Annotated in this window: 17 protein-coding genes; 5 read left to right on the top strand and 12 right to left on the bottom strand. The window is 62.4% G+C overall.

Features of this window, described 5'->3' with window-relative positions; genetic code table 11:
* Positions 1–175: 175 nt before the first annotated feature.
* The 4 genes from AB4N48_RS10340 to AB4N48_RS10355 form a co-directional block, all read right to left on the bottom strand.
* Entirely contained in the window at positions 176–1,474 is a 1,299-nt protein-coding gene (locus AB4N48_RS10340) for a carbohydrate porin (protein ID WP_375123746.1), read from the bottom strand.
* A 97-nt stretch (positions 1,475–1,571) separates the two neighbouring features.
* The gene (locus tag AB4N48_RS10345) at positions 1,572–3,977 is read right to left on the bottom strand and encodes a glucose/quinate/shikimate family membrane-bound PQQ-dependent dehydrogenase (protein WP_431078001.1); all 2,406 of its coding nucleotides are present in this window, start codon (positions 3,975–3,977) and stop codon (positions 1,572–1,574) included.
* 556 nt (positions 3,978–4,533) lie between these two features.
* Entirely contained in the window at positions 4,534–5,550 is a 1,017-nt protein-coding gene (locus tag AB4N48_RS10350; protein WP_460095353.1) for an NADP-dependent oxidoreductase, read from the bottom strand.
* 55 nt (positions 5,551–5,605) lie between these two features.
* Positions 5,606–6,394, bottom strand: a complete 789-nt coding sequence (locus AB4N48_RS10355; protein ID WP_323621385.1) for an SDR family NAD(P)-dependent oxidoreductase — start codon at positions 6,392–6,394, stop codon at positions 5,606–5,608.
* Positions 6,395–6,532: 138 nt separating this feature from the next.
* Between AB4N48_RS10355 and AB4N48_RS10360 the strand changes: the two genes are divergently transcribed.
* Entirely contained in the window at positions 6,533–7,114 is a 582-nt protein-coding gene (locus AB4N48_RS10360; protein WP_460095356.1) for a TetR/AcrR family transcriptional regulator, read from the top strand.
* Between the two features lie 186 nt (positions 7,115–7,300).
* Here the strand turns inward: AB4N48_RS10360 and AB4N48_RS10365 are convergent, their stop codons facing one another.
* From AB4N48_RS10365 to AB4N48_RS10380, 4 genes are all read right to left on the bottom strand, one after another.
* Positions 7,301–8,413, bottom strand: coding sequence for an alkene reductase (locus AB4N48_RS10365; RefSeq protein ID WP_431077998.1), 1,113 nt, complete (start codon positions 8,411–8,413; stop codon positions 7,301–7,303).
* 171 nt (positions 8,414–8,584) lie between these two features.
* Positions 8,585–10,819, bottom strand: a complete 2,235-nt coding sequence (locus AB4N48_RS10370; RefSeq protein WP_460095358.1) for a xanthine dehydrogenase family protein molybdopterin-binding subunit — start codon at positions 10,817–10,819, stop codon at positions 8,585–8,587.
* On the bottom strand, positions 10,816–11,289 hold the full coding sequence (locus AB4N48_RS10375) for a (2Fe-2S)-binding protein (protein ID WP_236168780.1): 474 nt from the start codon (positions 11,287–11,289) through the stop codon (positions 10,816–10,818). The genes AB4N48_RS10370 and AB4N48_RS10375 overlap by 4 nt, the downstream gene beginning before the upstream one ends.
* Positions 11,286–12,554 (bottom strand): c-type cytochrome, encoded by a 1,269-nt coding sequence (locus AB4N48_RS10380; protein WP_460095360.1) that lies wholly within the window; start codon positions 12,552–12,554, stop codon positions 11,286–11,288. Before AB4N48_RS10380 ends, AB4N48_RS10375 begins: the two co-directional genes overlap by 4 nt.
* A gap of 296 nt (positions 12,555–12,850) precedes the next feature.
* Between AB4N48_RS10380 and AB4N48_RS10385 the strand changes: the two genes are divergently transcribed.
* The 3 genes from AB4N48_RS10385 (at position 12,851) to AB4N48_RS10395 (ending at position 16,692) form a co-directional block, all read left to right on the top strand.
* Positions 12,851–14,050: an MFS transporter gene (locus AB4N48_RS10385; protein ID WP_457263089.1), complete on the top strand. Its 1,200-nt coding sequence runs from the start codon at positions 12,851–12,853 to the stop codon at positions 14,048–14,050.
* Positions 14,051–14,144: 94 nt separating this feature from the next.
* Complete coding sequence (locus AB4N48_RS10390; protein WP_460095361.1) at positions 14,145–15,059, top strand: LysR family transcriptional regulator; 915 nt, start codon at positions 14,145–14,147, stop codon at positions 15,057–15,059.
* Between the two features lie 130 nt (positions 15,060–15,189).
* Positions 15,190–16,692 carry a sensor domain-containing diguanylate cyclase gene (locus tag AB4N48_RS10395; RefSeq protein WP_122706268.1) on the top strand — a complete coding sequence of 501 codons (1,503 nt, stop codon included), beginning with the start codon at positions 15,190–15,192 and terminating at the stop codon, positions 16,690–16,692.
* Between the two features lie 6 nt (positions 16,693–16,698).
* Here the strand turns inward: AB4N48_RS10395 and AB4N48_RS10400 are convergent, their stop codons facing one another.
* The 3 genes from AB4N48_RS10400 to AB4N48_RS10410 form a co-directional block, all read right to left on the bottom strand.
* Positions 16,699–18,237, bottom strand: a complete 1,539-nt coding sequence (locus AB4N48_RS10400; protein ID WP_236168782.1) for a cryptochrome/photolyase family protein — start codon at positions 18,235–18,237, stop codon at positions 16,699–16,701.
* A gap of 195 nt (positions 18,238–18,432) precedes the next feature.
* On the bottom strand, positions 18,433–19,554 hold the full coding sequence (locus AB4N48_RS10405; protein ID WP_460095363.1) for an alkene reductase: 1,122 nt from the start codon (positions 19,552–19,554) through the stop codon (positions 18,433–18,435).
* 102 nt (positions 19,555–19,656) lie between these two features.
* Positions 19,657–20,334 carry a type 1 glutamine amidotransferase domain-containing protein gene (locus AB4N48_RS10410; protein ID WP_056786124.1) on the bottom strand — a complete coding sequence of 226 codons (678 nt, stop codon included), beginning with the start codon at positions 20,332–20,334 and terminating at the stop codon, positions 19,657–19,659.
* 212 nt (positions 20,335–20,546) lie between these two features.
* Between AB4N48_RS10410 and AB4N48_RS10415 the strand changes: the two genes are divergently transcribed.
* Complete coding sequence (locus tag AB4N48_RS10415) at positions 20,547–21,131, top strand: TetR/AcrR family transcriptional regulator (protein ID WP_056786121.1); 585 nt, start codon at positions 20,547–20,549, stop codon at positions 21,129–21,131.
* 149 nt (positions 21,132–21,280) lie between these two features.
* Here AB4N48_RS10415 and AB4N48_RS10420 read toward each other — a convergent pair whose 3' ends face one another.
* Complete coding sequence (locus AB4N48_RS10420; protein WP_460095364.1) at positions 21,281–21,613, bottom strand: hypothetical protein; 333 nt, start codon at positions 21,611–21,613, stop codon at positions 21,281–21,283.
* Between the last annotated feature and the right edge of the window lie 10 nt (positions 21,614–21,623).

Here is a 21,623-nt window from a genome sequence, read left to right on the forward strand (position 1 = left end):
CAGGTGGGGGAGGTGCAACTCCGAGCCTTGTTGGAGCTGTATTGCCTGACCCACCGCTATCGCTGGCAAGCCAGCTCCCACAAGAGTTTTGGGTGTTGCCGGGATCTTGTGTCCGCCGTCAAACCCTGTGGGAGCTGGCTTGCCAGCGATGACGCCATGACATCCATTACAAGGCTTATAGCGCAGCCTTCACCTGCAAACCCACCACCAACGCATTGTCGATGTCCTGCCCGGAAAACGCGCCCGGTTCGATGATGTATTGCAGGTTCGGGCGCAGCGTCAGCCATGGGGTGGCCTGGTAGCCGTAGCCCAACTCGATCAACTGCTCGGCGCTATCGAGATTCGGAAACGCAGCACCATTGGCCAGCGCGGCATCCTGTTGCAAATCGCGGCTGCGCGGGTTCGGCACGGCGCGGCCATAGCCCAGGGCCACGGTGTCTCGCGGGCGGCCTTCGAACGGTTTGTACAAAACCACGCCGGTGCCGTACCACTTGCTGAACGGCGAGGCCGCTTCGCTGGCCGCCGAGTATTGACCGAAGGCATGCAGGCTGCGGCCCTCGGAAGTCGACGAGCGCCAAACCGCCTGATCGATCAGCAGATAATGCCCACCGCGACCGGAGACTTCATCGTCGCTGCCAATGCGTTTGACGTCAGAGCTGTCGTAGTAATAGCCGAGCTTGTATTCACCCGGTAGCTCGCCGGCGTGCTTGTACACCAACTCGATCGGCACGACGGTGCCGGTGGTGTGCTTCGGCCCCAGATGCCAGGCGCGGCTGGAATTGCCGTTGCTCTCGGGGTCGACGTTGAACGCCGCCACACGCAGTTGCCAGGACGGCGACAGGTCGTATTTGACCCGCACGCCCAGACGCGCGTTGGGGTAGTTGGTCCAGCCGCTGCCGCCGGACATGTTCAGCGGGTGACCGCAGAAACCGGCGTTCATGAAGTTGCACAAAATACCGCTGTCGAGGCCGCCGAGGTCATTGCCCATCGCCATGTAACCGAGCTTCACATTCAGCGCCGGGGTGAACAGGCTGCGCTCGTAACTCAGTTCAGTCAGGCGCGTGTACAGGCCGCCGTAGTTTTCCTGAATCGGCAGCCGGTTGCCGACCAGATCTTCCGACGCGCTGTTGCCGCGCCGGTCGTTGATGGTCAGTTGCACTTTGCCGGCGTTGTCGACGCCGTAGAGTTTGCTCAGATCAAACTGCACGCCGAGCTTGATGTTCTGCGAGTAGCGCGCCGAACGGTGCAGGCCGCCGTCGGCGTTGTAAGCGGTTTCGCCGCTGTAATCGCCAGTGAACTTGATGCCGTCTTCATCGAGTTGATGACGCAAGCCGCCCCAGTCACCGGTCAGGGTGCTGCGGGTCAGCAAACCGGAATCGCTGGCGGCCAGCGCGGGTAGGGCAGTAGCGCAGCTCAGGCCCAGCAACAGGCCAGTGGAAAGCTTGGTACGAGAAAAGCGAACAGCCGATGACATGTGAATCCTTCCTGCTGAAATCTTTAACGCAATAAAACGGCGACGCGGTGCTTTGGGGCACCGCGCGCTTGGAGGAGGTTGGTTGTGCGGCAATGAGTTACGGCAGGGCGTAAGCCATCACGTAATCGCCACGATCGGTCGACTGGCGTGCGCCGCCAGCGGTGACGACGATGTACTGCTTGCCGGTCTTCGGCGAAACGTACGTCATCGGGCCGCCCTGACTGCCGACCGGCAGACGGGCTTTCCAGACTTCTTCGCCGTTGCCGCTGTTGAAGGCGCGCAGGTAGAAGTCCTGGGTGCCGGCAATGAAGATCAGGCCGCCCTGGGTCGACAGGGTGCCGCCGAGGGTGGGGAGACCGATCTTGATCGGCAAGTGCATGCGGATGCCCAGGGGACCGGTATCTTCAACGGTGCCGACCGGAACCTGCCACGCGACTTTCTGGGTCTTCATGTCGATCGCGGTCAAAGTGCCGAACGGCGGCGCCTGGCACGGAATGCCGGCCACCGACAGGAAGCGGTTCTTGTTCACCGCGTACGGCGTGCCTTTGAGCGGAACAGCGCCCATGCCGGTGTTCAGCGCTTCGCCACCGCCAGCGGCCTGGCCTTTGTTCTGCGACGGGATCATCTGGATCCACAGACCCAGGCGCATGTCGTTGACGAAGATGAAACCGTGCACCGGGTCAGTGGAGATGCTGCCCCAGTTCATGCCACCCAGCGAACCCGGGAAGCTCAGCGATTTGTCGGTACCCGGCGCTGTGTACAGGCCGTCGTAGCGCATGCTCTTGAAGTCGATACGGCAGAGCAACTGGTCGTACGGCGTGGCGCCCCACATGTCCGATTCGGTCAGGTGCTGCGCGCCGATCTGCGGCATGCCCACGGATTTCGGCTGGGTCGGCGAGTACGGCTCGTTAGGGATGTTCGCGGCTTTCACCGGTACTTCCTTGACCTCGGTCAGCGGCTTGCCAGTGGCGCGGTCGAGCACATAGATCTGCCCGGCCTTGGTGCCGATGACCAGCGCCGGAACGCTTTGGCCGTCCTTGTCGAAGTCGATCAGGCTCGGCTGCATCGGCAGGTCGAAGTCCCACAGATCGTTGTGCACGGTCTGGAACACCCAGCGTTCTTCACCGGTGCTGGCGTCCAGCGCGAGGATCGAGGCGCCGTACTTGTGGTCCAGTTCGCTGCGCTCGACACCATAGATGTCGGTGGACGAGCTGCCCATCGGCAGGAACACCGTGTTGGTAGCCGCGTCGTAGGACATCGGCGCCCAGCTGTTCGGCGTGCTGCGCACATAGGTGCTGCCGTCGGCCGGTGCGTTGCGGTCCTGCGGGTTGCCCGGGTCGAACGCCCAGCGCATGGCGCCGGTGATCACGTCAAAACCGCGAATCACACCGCCCGGCATGTCGCTCTGCACGTTGTCGGCAACACGACCGCCAACCACTACGGTGGTGCCAGCCATCAATGGCGCGGACGACAACTGATAGTAGCTGTCCGGAACATCACCCAGACCGGCCTTCAGATCGACTTGGCCGTTGTTGCCGAAACCCTGGCAGAACTCGCCAGTGTCAGCATCGACCGCGATCAGGCGAGCATCGATGGTATTGGTCAGCAGACGACGCTGGCAGTTGGCAGCCGGCGCCGGTTTGGCTTCGATGATCGAAGAGTTGCTCGGCTGAGCGATGGTCGCGGTGGCGTCGAAATAGGCCATGCCACGGCAGCGCTGCCAGACTTTCGATTGCGCGTTGATCGCGTTCTTCCACAGCTCTTTGCCGGTGTCGGCATCGAGGGCGATCAGGTTGTTGTGTGGGGTGCAGATGAATACTTTGTTGCCGACCTGCAGCGGGGTGAGCTGGTCTTCGGCGCCGTTGCCATCGCTCTCGGCGACGTCCCCGGTGTGGTAGGTCCACGCGACTTTCAACTTGTCGACGTTGTTGCGGTTGATCTGGTCGAGCGCGGCGAAGCGGCTGCCACCTTCGGTGTTGCCGTAGTGCGCCCAGTCTTTCTGCGCCTTGGCCGGCTCGACCGGAGTCAGGCCCGGGCCAGTACCAGTGGCGGCAACGGTTGGGTGGGCGACGAACATGTTGCCCGCCGCAACGGCCACACCGACCGCCAGCACAGCGGCCACGGCATACGCGCCACGACCGGCCACGCGGCCATTGGCGCGCGCCAGCAGCGGGTAGACCAGCGCGACGACCATGCCGATGGCGCTGAACATGAACAGCCGCGAGAACACCGGCCAGAACACCAGCCCGGCGTCAGCCACGGCCCAGATCGCGGTGGCCACGAGAAACGCGGCGAACAGCCAGGCGCCTGCGGTTTTCTTCAGTGCGATCAGCACGCCGGAAACGGTCATCGCCAGACCGCCGACCAGGAAGTACCAGGAACCGCCCAGGCTGACCAGCTTCACACCGCCGGCCGCGAGCGCCAGACCGAGCAGGGCGATGATCACGCCAAGGCCGACCAGAATGAACGTTGAAACGCCTGAGACGCGTTGACTGTGGTTCACATTGAAAGTCCCGTTTGAATGAAGCGCGGGATTATAGCGGTAACTAACCATTCAGTTAACCGCAGTTTTGCCATGAAAACGTGCACTTCTGTGAATCAAGCGTGGTGCAGGATTAGCAAAACGCAAGTTGAGAGGGGTTTCTCGAGGTTTCAGCAGGAGGGGCGGATTGAGCGTGGTATTGCAATGCACATGCTTGGACACCGCGCTGGATTCACCCCTCACCCCAGCCCTCTCCCCGAGGAGAGGGAGCCGATTTGTGGGCTTTTTGAGACCTGTGTTCGCCTCGGTATCTCAGGTCGGTGTAACTCGCGCATTCAGCTCGGTCAGTCCTCTCTCCCTCTGGGAGAGGGAGCTGATTTGTGGGCTTTTTGAGACCTGTGTTCGCCTCGGTATCTCAGGTCGGTGTAACTCGCGCATTCAACTCGGTCAGTCCTCTCTCCCTCTGGGAGAGGGAGCCGATTTGTGGGCTTTTTGAGACCTGTGTTCGCCTCGGTATTTCAGGTCGGCGTTACTCGCGCATTCAGCTCGGTCAGTTCCCTCTCCCTCTGGGAGAGGGCTAGGGTGAGGGGCTTTTGAGGTTGGCCGCGATGGCAACCTTGCCCTTTGCCCGGCCTTTTTCTACGTAGTGCAAGGCGTCAGTTATCTGATCGAACGGAAAAGTACGATCGATCACCGGTTTGATCACCCCGGCCTCAATCAACGCAGTGATTTTCTGCAACTGGATGCCGTCGGCACGCATGAACAGAAACGAATAACCCACCCCACGCTTGCGCGCCTTGCGCCGAATACCACTGCTGAGCAGACGCATGACCAGCCCGAGCAGCCACGACCAACCCTGCTGCTGAGCGAACTGCGCAGTCGGCGGCCCTGACAGGGAAATCAGTTGCCCGCCCGGTTTCAACACCCTCAACGATTTTTCCAGCACATCCCCGCCGAGGCTGTTGAGCACCACGTCGTAGTCGCGCAGCTCAATGGCGAAATCCTGCTGTTTGTAATCAATCACCACATCGGCGCCCAGCGCTTTGACCCACGCGACATTCGCCGTGCTGGTCGTAGTCGCAACGAAAGCGCCGAGGTGTTTGGCCAGTTGAATGGCGACCGTGCCAACGCCACCGGAGCCGGCGTGAATCAGTACCTTCTGGCCTTTTTGCACGTTGGCGACTTCGACCAGTGCCTGCCACGCCGTCAACGCCACCAGCGGCATGCAAGCCGCCTCGGTCATGGCGAGATTGGCGGGTTTCAACGCGACCGCTGTTTCATCGACAGCGATGCGTTCGGCAAACGTGCCAATCCTGTTATCAGGCGCACGCGCATAAACCTCATCGCCCGGCTTGAAACGCTTGACCGCCGCACCGGTGCTGAGCACCACACCGGCGACATCGTTGCCCAATATCAAAGGCATTTGATAGGGCAGGATCATCTTGAATTCGCCGCTGCGAATCTTCAGATCCAGCGGGTTGACGCTACTCGCGCGCACTTCGATCAGCACGTCGTGAGCGCCAACCAGCGGTTCGGGCAGGTCGCCAATCCGGCCGTTCTGCTTGCCGTAGCGCTCGATGAAAAATGCCTTCATTGCGGATGCTCTTGTCGGTAGAAACCCGCCGGCATAGCGGCGGGTTTGAATGAGGTCAGGCCTGAGTCAGATAACGTTGCGCAACAGCCGACTGGCGGATCTGCCCCAACAGGCCCTGCCGCGCGGTTTGCAGGGCATCCCAGCGCTCGCCCTCGTGCAGCGGCGGGATGGTCACGACTTCGCGACGGTCGAAGCCGACCAGCGCGGCGTCGACCATATCGCCGACTTCCATGATGTCGGTGAGGGTGTTGATGTCGATACCGGCGCGGTCCCAGATTTCCGTGCGGGTGGCGGCAGGCAGCACGGCTTGCACGTACACGCCTTGTGGCGACAGTTCCAGGCTCAGGCCCTGGGAGAGAAACAGCACGAACGCCTTGGTCGCGCCATACACCGACATGCCGAACTCCGGCGCCAGGCCCACCACCGAGCCGATGTTGATGATCGCGCCGTCGCCGGCCTTGGCCAGACGCGGGGCGATCGCACTGGCCAAACGCACCAACGCGGTGGTGTTGAGCGCGATCAATTGCGCCACGCTGTCGGTGCTCTGCTCGATGAAGGTGCCGGACTGCGCTGCGCCGGCATTGTTGACGAGAATGCCGATGCGCGCGTCGTCACGCAGACGCGCCTCGACGGTTTGCAGATCGCTCAGTTGCGTCAGGTCGGCCTGTAGCACTTCGACATGGACGTTGTGCTCAGCGCGCAAACCGGCGGCAAGGCTGTCCAGGCGCGACTGGTCACGGGCGACCAGCACCAGATCGTGCCCGCGCTGGGCGAAACGTGCGGCGTAGACGGCGCCTATGCCGGTGGAGGCGCCAGTGATCAGAACAGCAGGGCGAGTAGTCATGGTGTTGGCTCTTTTTCAGGTGAAGACTGATTGCGGGCCTTTAGGATGATGATCCAAATCTAAACTGTCAACGGTTTTGATTATGGCTAACATCTATGTATCATCGAGCCATGATTTTTCAGCGCTGGAGGATTCAACATGCGCGTATCCAAAGCTCAGGCTCAGGCCAATCGCGAGCACATTGTCGAAACGGCATCAGTGATGTTCCGCGAACGCGGTTATGACGGGGTCGGCGTGGCTGACCTGATGGCGGCCGCCGGTTTTACTCACGGCGGTTTCTACAAACACTTCGGCTCCAAGGCCGACCTGATGGCCGAAGCCTCGGCCAATAGCCTGGCGCAGTCCACGGCCGCCGCCGAAAGCATGAGCGTGCAGGATTTCATCGACGTGTACGTGTCCCGCGACCATCGCGACGGCCGTTCCACCGGTTGCACTATGGCGGCGCTGTGCGGCGATGCGGCGCGGCAGTCCGGGGATGTGAAAGCGGCGTTCGCGGAAGGCATCGAGGGTACGTTGCAGACGCTCGGCGAGAAATACCCGACGGCAGCGGATGCACCGCAAGGTGAGGGCCGAACCCGGATGATCGATCTGCTGGCCCGCGCGGTCGGGGCGATCATGCTGTCGCGGGCCTGCCCGGATGACTCGGCGCTGGCCGATGAGATTCTGACGGTGTGTCACGCTTCGATGACGGCGTCGTTGCCAGTCATCGAGGCGCCCTGACCCTAACCCTCTCCCAGAGGGGACTGACCGAGTTGTTTGGGCGATTTACGCCAGGCGCTGATATCGGGTCGAACTCCGGCTCTGAATGCTCCATAGATCAGCTCCCTCTCCCTGGGGAGAGGGCTGGGGTGAGGGGTGAATCCGGCGCGATACCAAAGCCGAACGCCAGCACTTCGCCTTAGAAACTCAAGCGTGAAACGGATAATCGACATAACCACGCTGATCGCCGCCGAAGAAACTGCTCGGATCCGGTGTGTTCAGCTCAAGGCCATCGTGCAACCGACGGGGCAGATCCGGGTTGGCCAAAAATGGCCGGCCAAAGGCAATGATGTCGGCGCGATCGGCGTTCAGCGCCTGTTCGGCGGACTCGGCGTCGTAACCGCCAGCGAGGATCAGCACGCCGTTCCAGGTCTGGCGCAACTGGGCAATGATCGCGTCCCAGCGCGGATCAAAGTTTTCGTCCTTGACCGTGCCGACCATGGCCGGCTCGACCAGGTGCAGGTAGGCCAGATTCCACTGGTTGAGCGCTTCGACCAGATAACCGAAGGTCGCTTCGGGCGTGTCATCGCCCATGCCCATGAAGCGACCCATCGGCGTCAGTCGTACGCCGACGCGCTCGGCACCGACTTCATCAGCCACGGCGGCGACCACTTCGAGCAGGAAGCGCGCGCGGTTTTCTACGCTGCCGCCATAGGCGTCGTCGCGCTGGTTGCTGTTGCTGTTGAGGAACTGGTCGAGCAGATAACCGTTGCCGGCATGGATTTCCACGCCGTCCATGCCAGCGTTCAACGCGTTACGCGCAGCGCGGCGATAGTCTTCGACGATGTCGGCAATTTCCGCTGTTTCGAGGGCGCGCGGTACCGGCACATCACCCCACACGCCGTTGCCTTGTTCATCGACGATAAAGGTCTTGCCCGGCACTGGCAGGGCGCTTGGCGCCACCGGCAAGCCGGCGTCCGGCTGAAAGCTGGGGTGCGAGACCCGGCCGACGTGCCACAGCTGCATGAAGATCAGACCGTTCGCTGCGTGCACCGCCGTGCTGACTTCGCGCCACGCCTGGACTTGCGCATCGGTGTAGATCCCCGGCGTCCACGCATAACCTTGGCCTTGCTGAGAAATCTGCGTGGCCTCGGTAATGATCAGCGCAGCACTGGCGCGTTGGCGGTAGTACTCGGCGTTCATCGTGGTCGGAACGTCGCCCGGCTGGCCAGCGCGCGAGCGGGTCAGGGGCGCCATCGCCACACGATGGGCAAGGGTGTAAGGGCCGAGGGCAATGGGTTGGAACAGGCGACGGGTCATGGGTAGCTCCGGATGTCGATGAGTAGGGTACAAGCGCGGCAGCCAGGTGCCGCGTGCTGTGCAGGTAACTTAACCGGGGGTGGCGGGGCTGATAATCCGTGGCCGGCGCTACGCAGTTTTGCGCGCAACGCAACGGCACCCGCGCTCATCGCTGATGAACGCGGGCGTGGTTCAGGCGGGTTGGGTCGAGCGAGTCAGCGGCAGATTCAGCCAGCGCCGGCCGGTGGCATTGCTGACCGCGTTGCCGAGGGCAGCAGCCATTGGCCCTTGGACGATTTCGGCAGCACCGAGGAAGGGTTCGCCCGGTTGATCAAGCAAATGCACGTCGACTTTTTTCGGCAATTGGGTGAAACGCAGAATCGGATAACCGCTCCAGTCGTAGCTGCGAATGCCGCCCGCGTCGTAGGCGACTTGTTCGTAGAGCGTCCAGCTCGCCGACTGGACGATGCCGCCCTCGACCTGATTGCGCAGGCCATCGGGGCTGACGATCTGGCCGACGTCGACCGCTGTCACCACATGATCGACGCGAATTTCGCCGGTCTGCGGATGCACCCGCAGTTTCACCGCGAGGGCGCAGTAACCCATGATGTTCTTGTAGCGGGCGAAGGCAAAACCGATCCCCGCGCCGGGCTCGTTGCTCTTGTGGGGCCAGCCGATTTCATCACGCACGCGCTCGATCACGGCGCGGGCACGCGGATCGCTCAGATGGGCCAGGCGCAACGCCACCGGATCAAGGCCAGCCTTGATCGCCAACTCATCGATACCCGCCTCGATGGCGAAGATGTTGATGTGCGCACCGAGCGAGCGCATGGCCGAAGTGCGGAACGGCATGGTGGTGACGAAGTTCATGTTGATCCGCGTCGCGCCCAGTTCGTACAGCGGCACCGCGTTGCGATCGCCGTCACCTTCGGGCTGGGCGATTGGCACCGACGGCGCCGAGGCGAAGGGTTTCGCCAATAGACGTGCCGGCAGCAAGCGCCCGGCATTGACGATGCGTTCGTTGTGCGGCGTGGTCCACAGCTCGTAGTTCCAGTCCTGCAAACGACCGTGGCTGAGGCCGGCATCGACTTCGGTGACCATCGCCGAACTGTACGGCTCCCAGAGATTTTCCTGCTCGCGCATCCATTGCACGCGCACCGGCGTGCCCGGCAGGCGCATCGCGATCAGCGCGGCATCGGCGGCGGCATCATCGGCGCCGTTGTGGCCGTAGCAACCCGAGCCTTCGGTATGAATGCAGCGCACACGCTCCGGCGGCAGACGCAGCATCTCGGCGATACCAGCGCGCAATGGATAGACACCCTGGGTGTGCGTCCACACCGTGAGCACGCCGTCGTTGAACCAGGCCACCGCACAGGACGGGCCGATCGAGCCGTGCATCAGATACTGCTTGGTCACCCGCGCTTTGAAGCGCGTTTCGGTCGTGCCGCCGGGATTGCCGGTGTTGCTGATCGGATAGCGCTTGGAGGGCAATTGCTTGAGCAAATCGTGAATCCCGGCGGCTTCGGGAATCGCCTCGCCGCCGCTCCACTTGGCACTTTCCATGCCGGCGCGCATGGCCTTGATCGCTTGCCACTCATCACCGGCGACCACGGCCAGATAGTTGCCGTCGCGAATCACTTTGACCACGCCGTTCAACGCCTCGATGGACGCGGCATCGAACGCCTGAAGCGTGCAGCCGGGACGCGGCGGGCGGATGACACGCGCGTGCAGCATGCCCGGCAGGCGCATGTCCTGGACGAATGCCGCGCCGCCGCTGACCTTGGCCGGAATGTCCAGGCGCGGCAGGTTGTGGCCGATCAGTTTGAAGTCTGCCGCTGCCATCACCGGAGATTGCGCCTTGGCGTATTGGTGCACATCGACATGCTTGACTGCTTCGGCATAAGCCATGCGTTGCCCGCTGGGGCCTTGGATGATGCCGTCGCGAGTGCTCAGTTGCGCAGCATCGACTTGCCAACTGCGCGCAGCGGCATCGACGAGCATTTCCCGCACCTGCGCGGCAGCGTTGTACAGCGCGGTGCCGCTGTCGAAAATGCTGTGGCTGCCGGCGGTGTAGCCTTCGTTGGGCGTCAGTGCGGTGTCGGCGGTTAGCAAGTTGATCGCGCTGGCCGGCACCTGCAAGCGCTCGGCAGCGATTTGCAGCAACGCGGTTTTTACTCCAGTGCCCAATTCGACTTTGCCGGTGTACACGGTGATGCCGTCGGCGCCGATGCGAATCCACGCGTCCAAGTAAGGGTTGGTGCGCAGGCTGCCGGGCAGATCGGGGGCCAGCACTACGGTGCCGAGGGTGTCGACTTCGGTGTCGGCCAAGGCCCGCCGCGCCATTGGCATCAGGGTAAAAGCCATGAGCAACGCGCCGCCGCGCAGGAAGGCCCGGCGGCTGGGGTTCAAGCCGTTTGCTTCGCTCATGTCAGGCTCCCGTTATGCCCGGCCACCTGTTTGATCGCCTCGATGATGCGCAAGTGCGTGCCGCAACGGCACAGATTGCCGGCCATGTGCTCGCGGATGGTTTGTTCGTCCGGGTGCGGATCACGTTCGAGCAACGCCTGCGCGCGCATCAGCATGCCGGCGATGCAGTAACCGCATTGCGCGGCCTGCTTGTCGATGAACGCCGCTTGCAAAGGGCCGGGTTTCTCTGCGCTGCCGAGGCTTTCCACGGTGCGGATCTTTTTTCCTTCAAGGCCTGCGCAAGGCGTCAGGCAGGCGAACACCGGCTGGTCGTCGACGATCACCGTGCACGCGCCGCACTGGCCCAGGCCGCAGCCGTACTTGGCGCCGTTGAGGTTCAGGTGATTGCGCAGCGCATACAGCAGCGGCATGTCCGCTTCCAGCTCCAGCGCTTGGGTGGCTCCATTGACGGTGAGAGTGATCTGGCTCATTTCGTCTCCTGACGTAACGCTTCAATAGTGGAAGAAAGGTCAGTCCATGGCTGCTCGGGTCTGGCTTGCTCGCGCAGATACGCCGCCAGTGCGCCGAGCTGGGCGTTGTCGAGGCTGGCGGCGAACGGCGGCATCACCGGGCCGGGCGCGCCGGGAATGGCGGGCACGCCTTCAAGCACGGTCTTGAGAAAGTTGCGCGGGCTGGCCGCTTGCAGCGCCGAAGTGCTTTGCAGGCCGGGGCGGCCGTCGATTTCCCGCATCGGCGCGGCGGGTGCGTGACATCCGGCACAGGCGCTGCTGAAGAGCAGGGCGCCGCTGCTGTGATCCGCTGGACTGCTCGGCTGCTTTTTCGGGGTGATTTCGGTCACCGCGTGCGGGCTTTGCAGGCTCAGCAGGTAGTCGGCAATCGCCTCGGCTTCACTGGCCGGCAAGCGCGCCAGACTCAGGCTGACCGGGCGCATCGGGCCGGCGGGTGTGCCGTGACCATCGACCACGTCAGCGCGCAGGTAGCCGACCAATTGCTCGCGATTCCATGGATTGGCGCGTTGCTGGAGGCCGACCAGTGCCGGCGCTTCCCAGCCATCAACGCTGCCGCCCTGCAGATACTCCGAGGATTTCTCCGCGCCGATCAGGTTCAGCGGCGAATGGCAGCCGGCGCAGTGGCCCGGGCCGTCGACCAGATAGCGTCCGCGATTCCATGCCGCGCTGTGTTCGGCCAGCGGCGTCAGTGGCTCGCCATGCAGAAACAGCAGGTTCCAGAACGACACCAGCGGGCGGATGTTCATCGGGAAATTCATCTGGTTCTGCTTGGCGGGCGCATGTACGGCGGGGCCGCTCATCAAGTAGGCATAGGCGTCGGCGATGTCTTCGGAGCTCATGCGCCGGTAGTGCACGTAAGGAAACGCCGGGTAGAGAAAGTGGCCGTCGCGGGCAATGCCTTCGCGCATCGCCCGCTCGAAGGCCGGCAATGACCACTCGCCGATCCCGGTCTGCGCATCTGGAGTGATGTTGGTGCTGTACAGCGTGCCGAACGGCGTCACCAGCGGCAGCCCGCCGGCCAGGTATTCGCCGCCGGGGCGGGTATGGCACACCGCGCAGTCGCCGACCTCGACCACCCGTGCGCCGCGTTGCAACTGCGCAGTATCGAATGACGTCGGGCGTTTGATTGGCGCGATCGCCGGGCGCCACATCAGCGCGACGGCGACGATCAGGCCGAGTACCGCGAGCACGGCGACGCTGAACCACAGGGTTCTGGATTTGAGCAAATGGCTATTCATGGTCGGCAGAAAAACGCGGCGGGCAGTGGCAGGACGAGTGCAGTGCGGGTCATGGAAACGCTCCTTGTAGCAGCCGGGAAGGGCGCCGATGCGGACGTCAGCGCCAGGGCCAAAGCGTAGAGAAGACCCTTGCAGCGGAGAATCACCGGCCCGCGCAACAGCGCGTTGCGCCACAAGCAACGTTGCGCGCCACGCATCAGTGCGTTGCCAGTGGCACGGATTCTCGCCCCCGCCGGCTCACCGTAGCCTTGGCACAACTTTCCCGAACTCAACGAGGTGTCACCATGCTTACGGGCAACCCTGCGGTTGCGGCCCCGGCCGAACAGCCTGCTTCACTCTCCGGCCTGATGGTCGCGTTTCTGGCATTTTGCTGCGGTGCGGTCGTCGCCAACCTGTATTACGCACAACCCATCGTCGAACTGATCGCGCCGCAGATCGGCCTGTCCAGCGCCAATGCCAGCCTGATCGTGTCGCTGACGCAGTTCGGTTACGCGCTGGGCTTGTTGCTGCTGGTGCCGCTGGCCGACCTCATGGAGAACCGTCGTCTGGTAGTCGGTTTCACCCTCGCTGCGAGTGTCACGTTGCTGTGCGCTGGCCTGACTCATTCGCCGTCGCTGTTTCTGCTGCTCTCTTTGCTGATCGGCCTGACTTCGGTAGCGGTGCAGATTCTCGTGCCGTTGGCTGCGCATTTGGCGCCGGAAGCCAGCCGGGGCCGCGTGGTCGGCAATATCATGAGCGGCTTGCTGCTGGGGATTCTGCTGTCGCGGCCGCTGTCGAGCCTGTTGGTTGAAGTGTTCGGCTGGCGCGGGGTGTTTTACAGCGCGGCGGCACTGATGGCGGTAATCGCGCTGATTACCGCTGTGGCATTGCCGCGCCGGATGCCGACGCACAAAGCCACCTATGTCGCGTTGATCGGTTCGGTGTTTGCCTTGGCCCGACGCTTTCCTGTGTTGCGCCAGCGTTCGCTGTATCAGGGTTTGCTGTTCGCCAGTTTCAGCCTGTTCTGGACTCTCGCGCCGATTGAGCTGATGCGTCACCACGGTTTCAGCCAGGCGCAGGTGGCGATCTTCGCTCTGGTCGGCGCGGTGGGTGCGATTGCTGCGCCGATTGCCGGGCGTCTGGCCGATGCCGGGCACGGTCGTCGCGGTACCTTGGTGGCGTTGCTGCTGGCGCCGCTGTCACTGTTGATCGCCGCGTTGCCGGGCAGTGGTTACGTGTGGCTGGTGGTGTGTGCGGTGCTGCTGGATTTTGCCGTGCAGTTGAACATGGTCCTCGGCCAGCGCGAGGTCTACGCCCTCGACCCGCACAGCCGCGCACGCCTGAATGCGGTGTACATGACCAGCATCTTCGTCGGCGGCGCCCTCGGTTCACTGGTCGCCAGCCCGCTGTACGAACACTTCGGCTGGAACCTCTCGGCCGTCGCCGTAGCGGTGTTGCCGGCGCTGGCGCTGGCGTTGCTCCTGAGCCGCAAGGCTGATGGCTGAGGGCGCGATGAGGCCCGGCAAGCACGACGATACAAGACGTGTGGCGAGCACTGATGCACAATCAGCGGCGTTCCCTCACCACCGGATCCCGCTTATGGACAAGTTGCTGGCATTGAAGATGTTTGTTGAAACCGTGCGCTGCGGGGGCTATTCCTCGGCGGCGCGCAAGCTTGGGATTTCGACGTCTTCGGTGACACGGCAAGTGGCGGGGCTGGAAAACGAGTTGGGCGCCAGCCTGCTCAATCGCACCACGCGCAACACCAGCGTGACCGTCGCCGGTCAAACCTATTTCGAGAAGGCCGTGGCGATTCTCGATGCCATCGACGAAGCCGATGCGGTAGTCGCCGATCGCGGCAGTGAAGCACAAGGCCGCTTGCGCATCAGCGTGCCGGTGGAGTTTGGCCGCCGGCTGATCGCGCCGCACCTGAGCCGCTTGCTTGAACGCCATCCCGGGCTGGAGATCAGCCTGTCGTTGAGCGATCAGGTCAGCGATTTGCTCAGCGAGCAGATCGACGTTTCAGTGCGGCTCGGTTCCACGGTGGTCAGTGAAGACATCGTCAGCAAACGCGTCGGGCAGTTTCAGCGTTGGATTGTCGCCAGCCCGGATTATCTGGCGCGCAGCGGCGTGCTCGAACATCCGCGGGATCTGCTTGAGCACCAATGCCTGCGTTTCGATTACGGCGGCAGCCATCATCACTGGACCTTTCAGGGCGACGAAGAGCCGATTCAGCTCAACGTTGCGGGCCGCCTGCAAAGCAACAACGCCGACATCTTGCGCGAAGCGGCAATTGGCGGTGGCGGGGTGGCGCTGCTGGCCGACTGGCTGGTGCGCGACGACGTCGCCGCCGGGCGCCTGACGCGCTTGCTTGAGCACTACGAGGTCAATCCCGGCAGTGCCAGCAGTTGCATCAACGCGCTGTACCTGCCCAACCACCGTGGTTCGAGCCGGATCAACGTGTTCATCGATTTTCTCGTGGAAATCCTCAAACCCGCCGCACCTGCCGCTTAGCGCTGCACACTCTGTTGCTGCAGCCGCTGCACACTGCTTGTATGCTTGCGCCCCGGAACACGTGGCCGCCGTGAGTGCCGACGTTCGAATGATGGCTGGAATGGATACCGGACTTCCTTAAGGTACTGACGTGAAGCGTGATACTCGTCTTGTAATGCTCCTGCTGCTGGTGATTGGCTGTTCCCTGACTTCACTGACGATCTGGAAAGTCTGGTCTTCGCGCGAGCGTGCGCTGGCCGAGGTCGACGTGCATGGCCTGAACCTGACCCAGGCGCTCAACACCTACACCGAAGGCATTGTCCGGCAAAGCTCGCTGCTTTTGCTCGGGTTGGTCGAGCGCCTGGAAACCGAGGGCAACGGCCCGGCGCAGATTCAGCGCATCCAGAGCCTGATCGACCGCCAGCAGCCGCTGATGCCACAGCTCAGCGGCATCATCATCTATGACCGGAACGGGCATTGGCTGATGTCCTCCAACCGGCCGATTCCGGAGGGCGCCAACAGCAGCGACCGCGCCTATTTCATACATCACCGTGACAGCCCGAGCCGCGAGCCGTTCATTGGCCCGCCGATCCAGAGCCGTGCCAATCATGAATGGGTGGTGACCATCAGTCGGCGCTTCAATGACGCCGGTGGCCAGTTCGCTGGCGTTGTAGCAGTGACGCTGGGGGTGGAAAACTTTTTGCGCGTGTTCGGCAAACTCGACGTTGGCCAGGACGGCGCGATCGGTCTGTCTTACACCGATGGCACGCTGCTGGTGCGCTACCCGTTCCGCGAGCAGGACATGGGCCGCAACTTCTCCAAATCGCCGATCTACGCCAAATACCTCGTTGACCGCTCGGTCGGCACTGCCTCCTACACCTCCAGCCTCGACGGTGTCGAGCGGCTCTACGCGTTCCGCAAAAGCGAAACGCTACCGCTGATCACCACCGTGGCCCTGGGCAAGGACGAAGCGCTGGCGGCGTGGCGCATCGAAGCGGCGCTGTCGGCGGTGGTGGTGATCGGGCTGCTGGGGCTGACCGGGTTGATCGGCTGGTTCCTGATCCTTGATATCCGCCGCCGCACCGAGGCCGAAGAAGCCTTGCGCGATGCCCAGCAGCAATTGCTCGCGTCTAATCGGCAGCTGGAGTTACTGGCGCTGAAGGATGCGCTGACCGGCCTGGCCAACCGCCGCTGTTTCGATGAAACCCTGACGGTGGAAGCGCGGCGCGCGCAGCGTGACGGGACTTCGCTGGCGTTGCTGATGATCGATATCGACCACTTCAAATTGTTCAACGATGCCTTGGGCCACGTCGCCGGCGATGCCTGCCTGCAAGCGGTCAGCAAGATTCTTGAAGGCTGCGTGCGACGCCCCTCGGATCTGGTCGCGCGCTACGGTGGCGAGGAAATGGCGGTGATCATGCCAGCCACCGACAGCGCCGGTGCGACGGTGGTGGCGCAACTGATGCTCGAGCGTTTGCAGCAAGCGAACATCGCCCACCCGGGCAGTCCGTTTGCTCGGATCACGGTGAGTATCGGTATGGCGGTGGGGACGGGCGCTCAGCTGGATTCGCTGCCGGCGTTGATCCAGACCGCCGATCAGGCGCTGTACCGCGCCAAAGCGGCGGGGCGCAACGGGATGGCCGGGCAGGCCTGAGGCGCACTAGAAAGCTTCGCCGTTATCCAGTTTCGCCAACAGCGTCTGCCCGCGTTGCCACAGCGCATCCTGCTTGGCCAGCGGCATGCGATCAAGGTTCTTGTACATCATGCCCATGCGCTGATTGCCACGCAGAATGTCGCCGTGGCGCATGAGGAAATGCCAGTACAGCGCATTGAACGGGCAGGCATCGTCCGCGCTGCTTTCCTTGACCTTGTAGGCGCAGTCGCCGCAGTAATCCGACATCCGATTGATGTACTGGCCGCTGGCGCAGTAAGGCTTGGAGCCGAGATAACCGCCGTCGGCATGCATGACCATGCCCAAGGTGTTGGGCAGTTCGACCCAGTCGAAGGCGTCCATGTAGATCGCCAGATACCATTCGCAAATCTCTTTCGGCGCGATCCCGGCGAGCAAGGCAAAGTTACCGGTGACCATCAGGCGCTGAATGTGGTGCGCATAGGCATGTTGCAGGCTTTGGCCGATGGCCTGGCGCATGCAGTTCATCTGCGTTTCACCCGTCCAGTAGAACTCCGGCAGCGCACGCGTGTTAGCAAACACGTTGCCCTCGGCGTAATCCGGCATCTTCAGCCAGTACACACCGCGCACGTATTCGCGCCAGCCGATCAGTTGCCGAATGAAGCCTTCGGCAGCGTTGAGGCCGATGCTCCCTGACCAGTAAGCCGCCTCGACATCGCTGCACAGCTGACGCAAATCGAGCAGGCCGATGTTCAGCGCCGCGCTGATCCGCGCGTGAAACAGGAACGGCTCTTCGCTGGCCATGGCGTCCTGGTAATCACCGAAGCCGGCCAGCGCATAGTCGAGAAAGTATTGCCACAGGGCCTGAGCATCGGCGTGGGTCACCGGGTAGTTGAAGTCATCCAGCGTGCCGTAATGGCTGGCGAAGCGCTCGCCGACCAACGCCAGCACCTCTTGGGTGATTGCGTCATTGGCGAAACGTGCCGGGTAGGGCGGTTTGGCGTGTTTGGGCAGCGCCTTGCGATTCTCCGCATCGAAATTCCACGCACCGCCGACCGGCGTACCGTCCCCGTTCAGCAGCAGCCGACTCTTGCGCCGCATCTCGCGGTAGAAAAACTCCATGCGCAGCTGCTTCTTGCCGCTGGCCCAATGGGAGAACTCTTCGCGGGAGCAGAGGAAACGGCGGTCTGAATGCCAGTGCACGGGCAAGCCCGAATCTTTGATTGACTGCTCAAGGCGCCAGTCGCCGCATTCGGTGATATGAATCTGTTCGGCGCCGGTGAGGGTTTGCCAGCGCTGCAGTTCGCCGGGGATGGAGCCGCTGTTATCCGGGTCGTCGAGGCGGACGTACTGGACGCGGTAGCCTTTATCGCGCAACGCCTCGGCAAAGTGGCGCATGGCGCTGAAGATCAGAGCGATCTTTTGCGGATGATGAGCGACGTGGGTCGCTTCCTCCATGACCTCGACCATCAGCAGCAGGTCTTGCTGGGGATCGAGTGGCTGCAGGGAGGCCAGGTCGAAAGACAGCTGGTCACCGAGGATCAGGAGCAAGCGGTGGGCAGGGGGCATGGAGCTAAGTCCGGTTAGAGATTCGAACTCCAATAGTTATACAGATTGTTTGTTATGTATAGGTTTTAGCGGCCACTGACATCCTATTGTGGGAGCGAGCCTGCTCGCGAAAGCGTCCTGTCAGTCAATACAAGTGCTGACTGACCCACCGCCTTCGCGAGCAGGCTCGCTCCCACAGGAACTTGTTTTGGGTTCTTAGGCGGGGTAGGTCGGATAGTCGATATAACCCTCGGCACCGCCGCCATACACCGTCGCCGGATTCAACTGATTCAACGGCCAGTCATTGGCAATCCGCGCCGGCAGATCCGGGTTGGCCATGAACGGTCGGCCAAACGCAACGAGATCGGCCAGCCCCGACTCAAGCAATTGCGCGCCGGTTTTGGCGGTGTAGCGACCGGCATAAATGATCGCGCCGCTGAAGGTGTCGCGCACGGCCTGGCGAAAGGTCTGCGGCATCGCTGGCGCGTTGTCCCAGTCGGCTTCGGCGATCGACAGGTAGGCGATGCCGACGTCTTCGAGAATCTTGATCGCGGCAATGTAAGTTGTGTGCGGATCTTCCTCGACCAGGCCCAGGTACGTCCGCGCTTCATCGGTGGTAGTGAACAACGGTGCGAAACGCACACCGACCTTGTCCTTGCCGATGCATTCGGCAACACCGGCCACCACTTCGCGCAAAAAGCGCAAGCGATTGTCCAGCGAGCCGCCGTATTTGTCGGTGCGCAGGTTGCTGTGGGCGGAGATGAACTGGTTGACCAGATAACCGTTGGCACAATGCAGTTCGATGCCGTCGAAACCCGCATCCATCGCGTTGCGCGCGGCCTGGATGTACAGCTGAATCAGTTCCTGCACTTCATCGGTGCTCAGCGCGCGCGGAGCGGACGGCGGCACCAGTTCACCGACACCAGGCGCGGTTTCGATGAACACGCTGACGCGGTCCGTCGCCACCGCAGAGGCCGACACCGGCGCATCACCATTAGGCTGCAACGCCGTGTGCGAGACCCGACCGACGTGCCAGAGCTGGGCGAAGATCACGCCATCCACCGCGTGCACCGCCTCTGTGACTTTGCGCCAACCGGCGATCTGCTCCGGCGTGTGAATGCCCGGCGTCCACGCATAACCCTGGCCGCGCGGTTCGATCTGGGTGCCCTCGGTGACCAGCAAACCGGCACCGGCGCGCTGCTGGTAATACTCGGCCATCAACTCGTTGGCGACATTGCCCGGTTGCGTGCTGCGCTGGCGGGTGAGAGGTGGCAGGACGATGCGGTTTTTCAGGGTGTGTGCGCCCAATTTGGCAGGCGTGAAGAAAGCGTTTTTCATGGAGTAAGCCTTGAATCTGATTAGACCAGTCGACTAGTGACTGGGCAAAAAAACAACGCCGGGCGGTACGCACGCGGCGTTGATCGGGGTAGAGCGAGGGATTCAGCCGAGCATCTTCAACAGCTTTTCGGCAACGGCGGCAGAGCTGGCCGGGTTCTGGCCGGTGACCAGTTGACCGTCAGCCACCACATGCACCTGCCAATCGGCGACTTTCGAATAGCGCCCGCCCAGACGCTGGAATTCGTCTTCGATGAGGAACGGCACCACGTCAGTCAGACCAACAGCAGCTTCTTCGGCGTTGGTGAAACCGGTGACGTCGCGATCTTTGACGATCGGCTGGCCGTCAGCGCGCACCACATGACGCAACACGCCGGGTGCGTGGCAGACAAAACCGTGAGGTTTGTTGGCGCGGTCGAAGGCTTCGATCAGCGCGATCGAGGCCTTGTCTTCGGCCAGATCCCACAGCGGGCCATGGCCGCCTGGGTAGAACACGGCATCGAAATCCTCAGCCTTCACATCAGCCAGGCGACCCGTGTTGGCCAACGCCTGTTGCGCGGCCGAATCAGCGCGGAAGCGATCGGTTTCGGCAGTCTGCGCGCTTGGCTCATCGCTTTTCGGATCGAGCGGCGGCTGGCCGCCGGCAGGCGATACCAGCGTGACATCGGCGCCGGCGTCCTTGAAGGCGTAGTAGGGCGCGGCGAACTCTTCCAGCCAGAAGCCGGTTTTCTTGCCGGTGTTGCCGAGTTGATCGTGGGAAGTCAGAACCATCAAGATTTTCATAGAGCACCCTTGGTTTGGTCAGGCATCGGCACAGGGCGAGGAATTCGCTCAGCGTCGGCACCGCATGAATTTGTGTCTCGGGGCGCAGCATAGGTTCCAATTAGACCAGTCGTCTAGTAATTTTTTCAGAAAATGTTTTTGCCCGTCGGTTATGGCAAACTCCCGGTCCTGAAAAGTATACGACTGGTCTATTGTCTGGAATTTTGCGCACCATGAAGCCGACCTTTGACGACACCCGCCAACACTTGCTCGACACCGGCCACCGGATGATGGCCGAGAAGGGCTTCACCAGCGTCGGCCTCAATGAGATCCTGCAGACCGCCGGCGTGCCCAAGGGCTCGTTCTATCACTACTTCAAATCCAAGGAGTTGTATGGCCAGGCGCTGCTCGAGGATTACTTCGTCGACTACCTCGCCGACATGGAGCGCCGCCTGACATTGCCTGGGCTGACTGCGTTCGAGCGTTTGATGGATTACTGGCAGGGCTGGCAGAACCGCTGCACCCTCGAAGGCCACGGCGATGAATGCCTGGTGGTGAAACTCAGCGCCGAAGTCGCCGACCTGTCCGAATCAATGCGCCTGACCTTGCGCGACGGCGCCGAACGCATCGTCGCGCGCATCACCGAATGCATCGAACAAGGCCAAAATGACAAAAGCCTGCCCGAGGGCGATGCGCGGAAGTTGGCTGAGACGCTGTATCAGCTCTGGCTCGGCGCGAGTCTGCTGAACAAACTGCAGCGCACCGGGCAGTCGCTGGAAACTTCGATGGCAATGACCCGGCAGTTGTTGCGAGTCTGAGCCTCGCCGCAGATCCCTGTGGGAGCAAGCCTGCTCGCGATGGCGGCGGCACATCCAACATCTTCTTTAACTGACCCAATGCATTCGCGAGCAGGCTCGCTCCCACAGGAGATCTGTGTTGATTGGTGAGATTGGAGATCATTCAAAACTCAGGCAGAACTGCTGTCCTCTTCAGGCAGTTGGGCAAACCACTGCGCATACGGTGTATTGCTCACCTTGAAACGGTTGAAGTCCGGGCTGCCGTCATCCCACCACACCGGCCCGCGTTCACCCAGCGCGACTTTGGCGTCGTTGACGCGAGCTCTCGCCGACTTCAACGCCTGTGCATCCTCCGCACGCTTTGCCTCTTTGACCGCACGCCGCGCTGACATGAGTTCGGCTACAAATGCCTCACGCTCGGCGGCTGGCAGCGATGGATTGCTGCAACGCCATAGCTGTTGCTTGACCACAAAATAGCGGCCATCGGGGGTGGTGGGGTACATGGGCGATATC

Source organism: Pseudomonas sp. S2_C11, from assembly GCF_054668395.1.

Bases quoted from the DNA above. Each gene is read 5' to 3' on its own strand.
- AB4N48_RS10340 (WP_375123746.1), bottom strand. From the start codon at position 1,474: ATGTCATCGGCTGTTCGCTTTTCTCGTACCAAGCTTTCCACTGGCCTG.
- AB4N48_RS10350 (WP_460095353.1), bottom strand. From the start codon at position 5,550: ATGAAGGCATTTTTCATCGAGCGCTACGGCAAGCAGAACGGCCGGATT.
- AB4N48_RS10355 (WP_323621385.1), bottom strand. From the start codon at position 6,394: ATGACTACTCGCCCTGCTGTTCTGATCACTGGCGCCTCCACCGGCATA.
- AB4N48_RS10360 (WP_460095356.1), top strand. From the start codon at position 6,533: ATGCGCGTATCCAAAGCTCAGGCTCAGGCCAATCGCGAGCACATTGTC.
- AB4N48_RS10365 (WP_431077998.1), bottom strand. From the start codon at position 8,413: ATGACCCGTCGCCTGTTCCAACCCATTGCCCTCGGCCCTTACACCCTT.
- AB4N48_RS10370 (WP_460095358.1), bottom strand. From the start codon at position 10,819: ATGAGCGAAGCAAACGGCTTGAACCCCAGCCGCCGGGCCTTCCTGCGC.
- AB4N48_RS10375 (WP_236168780.1), bottom strand. From the start codon at position 11,289: ATGAGCCAGATCACTCTCACCGTCAATGGAGCCACCCAAGCGCTGGAG.
- AB4N48_RS10385 (WP_457263089.1), top strand. From the start codon at position 12,851: ATGCTTACGGGCAACCCTGCGGTTGCGGCCCCGGCCGAACAGCCTGCT.
- AB4N48_RS10390 (WP_460095361.1), top strand. From the start codon at position 14,145: ATGGACAAGTTGCTGGCATTGAAGATGTTTGTTGAAACCGTGCGCTGC.
- AB4N48_RS10400 (WP_236168782.1), bottom strand. From the start codon at position 18,237: ATGCCCCCTGCCCACCGCTTGCTCCTGATCCTCGGTGACCAGCTGTCT.
- AB4N48_RS10405 (WP_460095363.1), bottom strand. From the start codon at position 19,554: ATGAAAAACGCTTTCTTCACGCCTGCCAAATTGGGCGCACACACCCTG.
- AB4N48_RS10410 (WP_056786124.1), bottom strand. From the start codon at position 20,334: ATGAAAATCTTGATGGTTCTGACTTCCCACGATCAACTCGGCAACACC.
- AB4N48_RS10415 (WP_056786121.1), top strand. From the start codon at position 20,547: ATGAAGCCGACCTTTGACGACACCCGCCAACACTTGCTCGACACCGGC.
- AB4N48_RS10420 (WP_460095364.1), bottom strand. From the start codon at position 21,613: ATGTACCCCACCACCCCCGATGGCCGCTATTTTGTGGTCAAGCAACAG.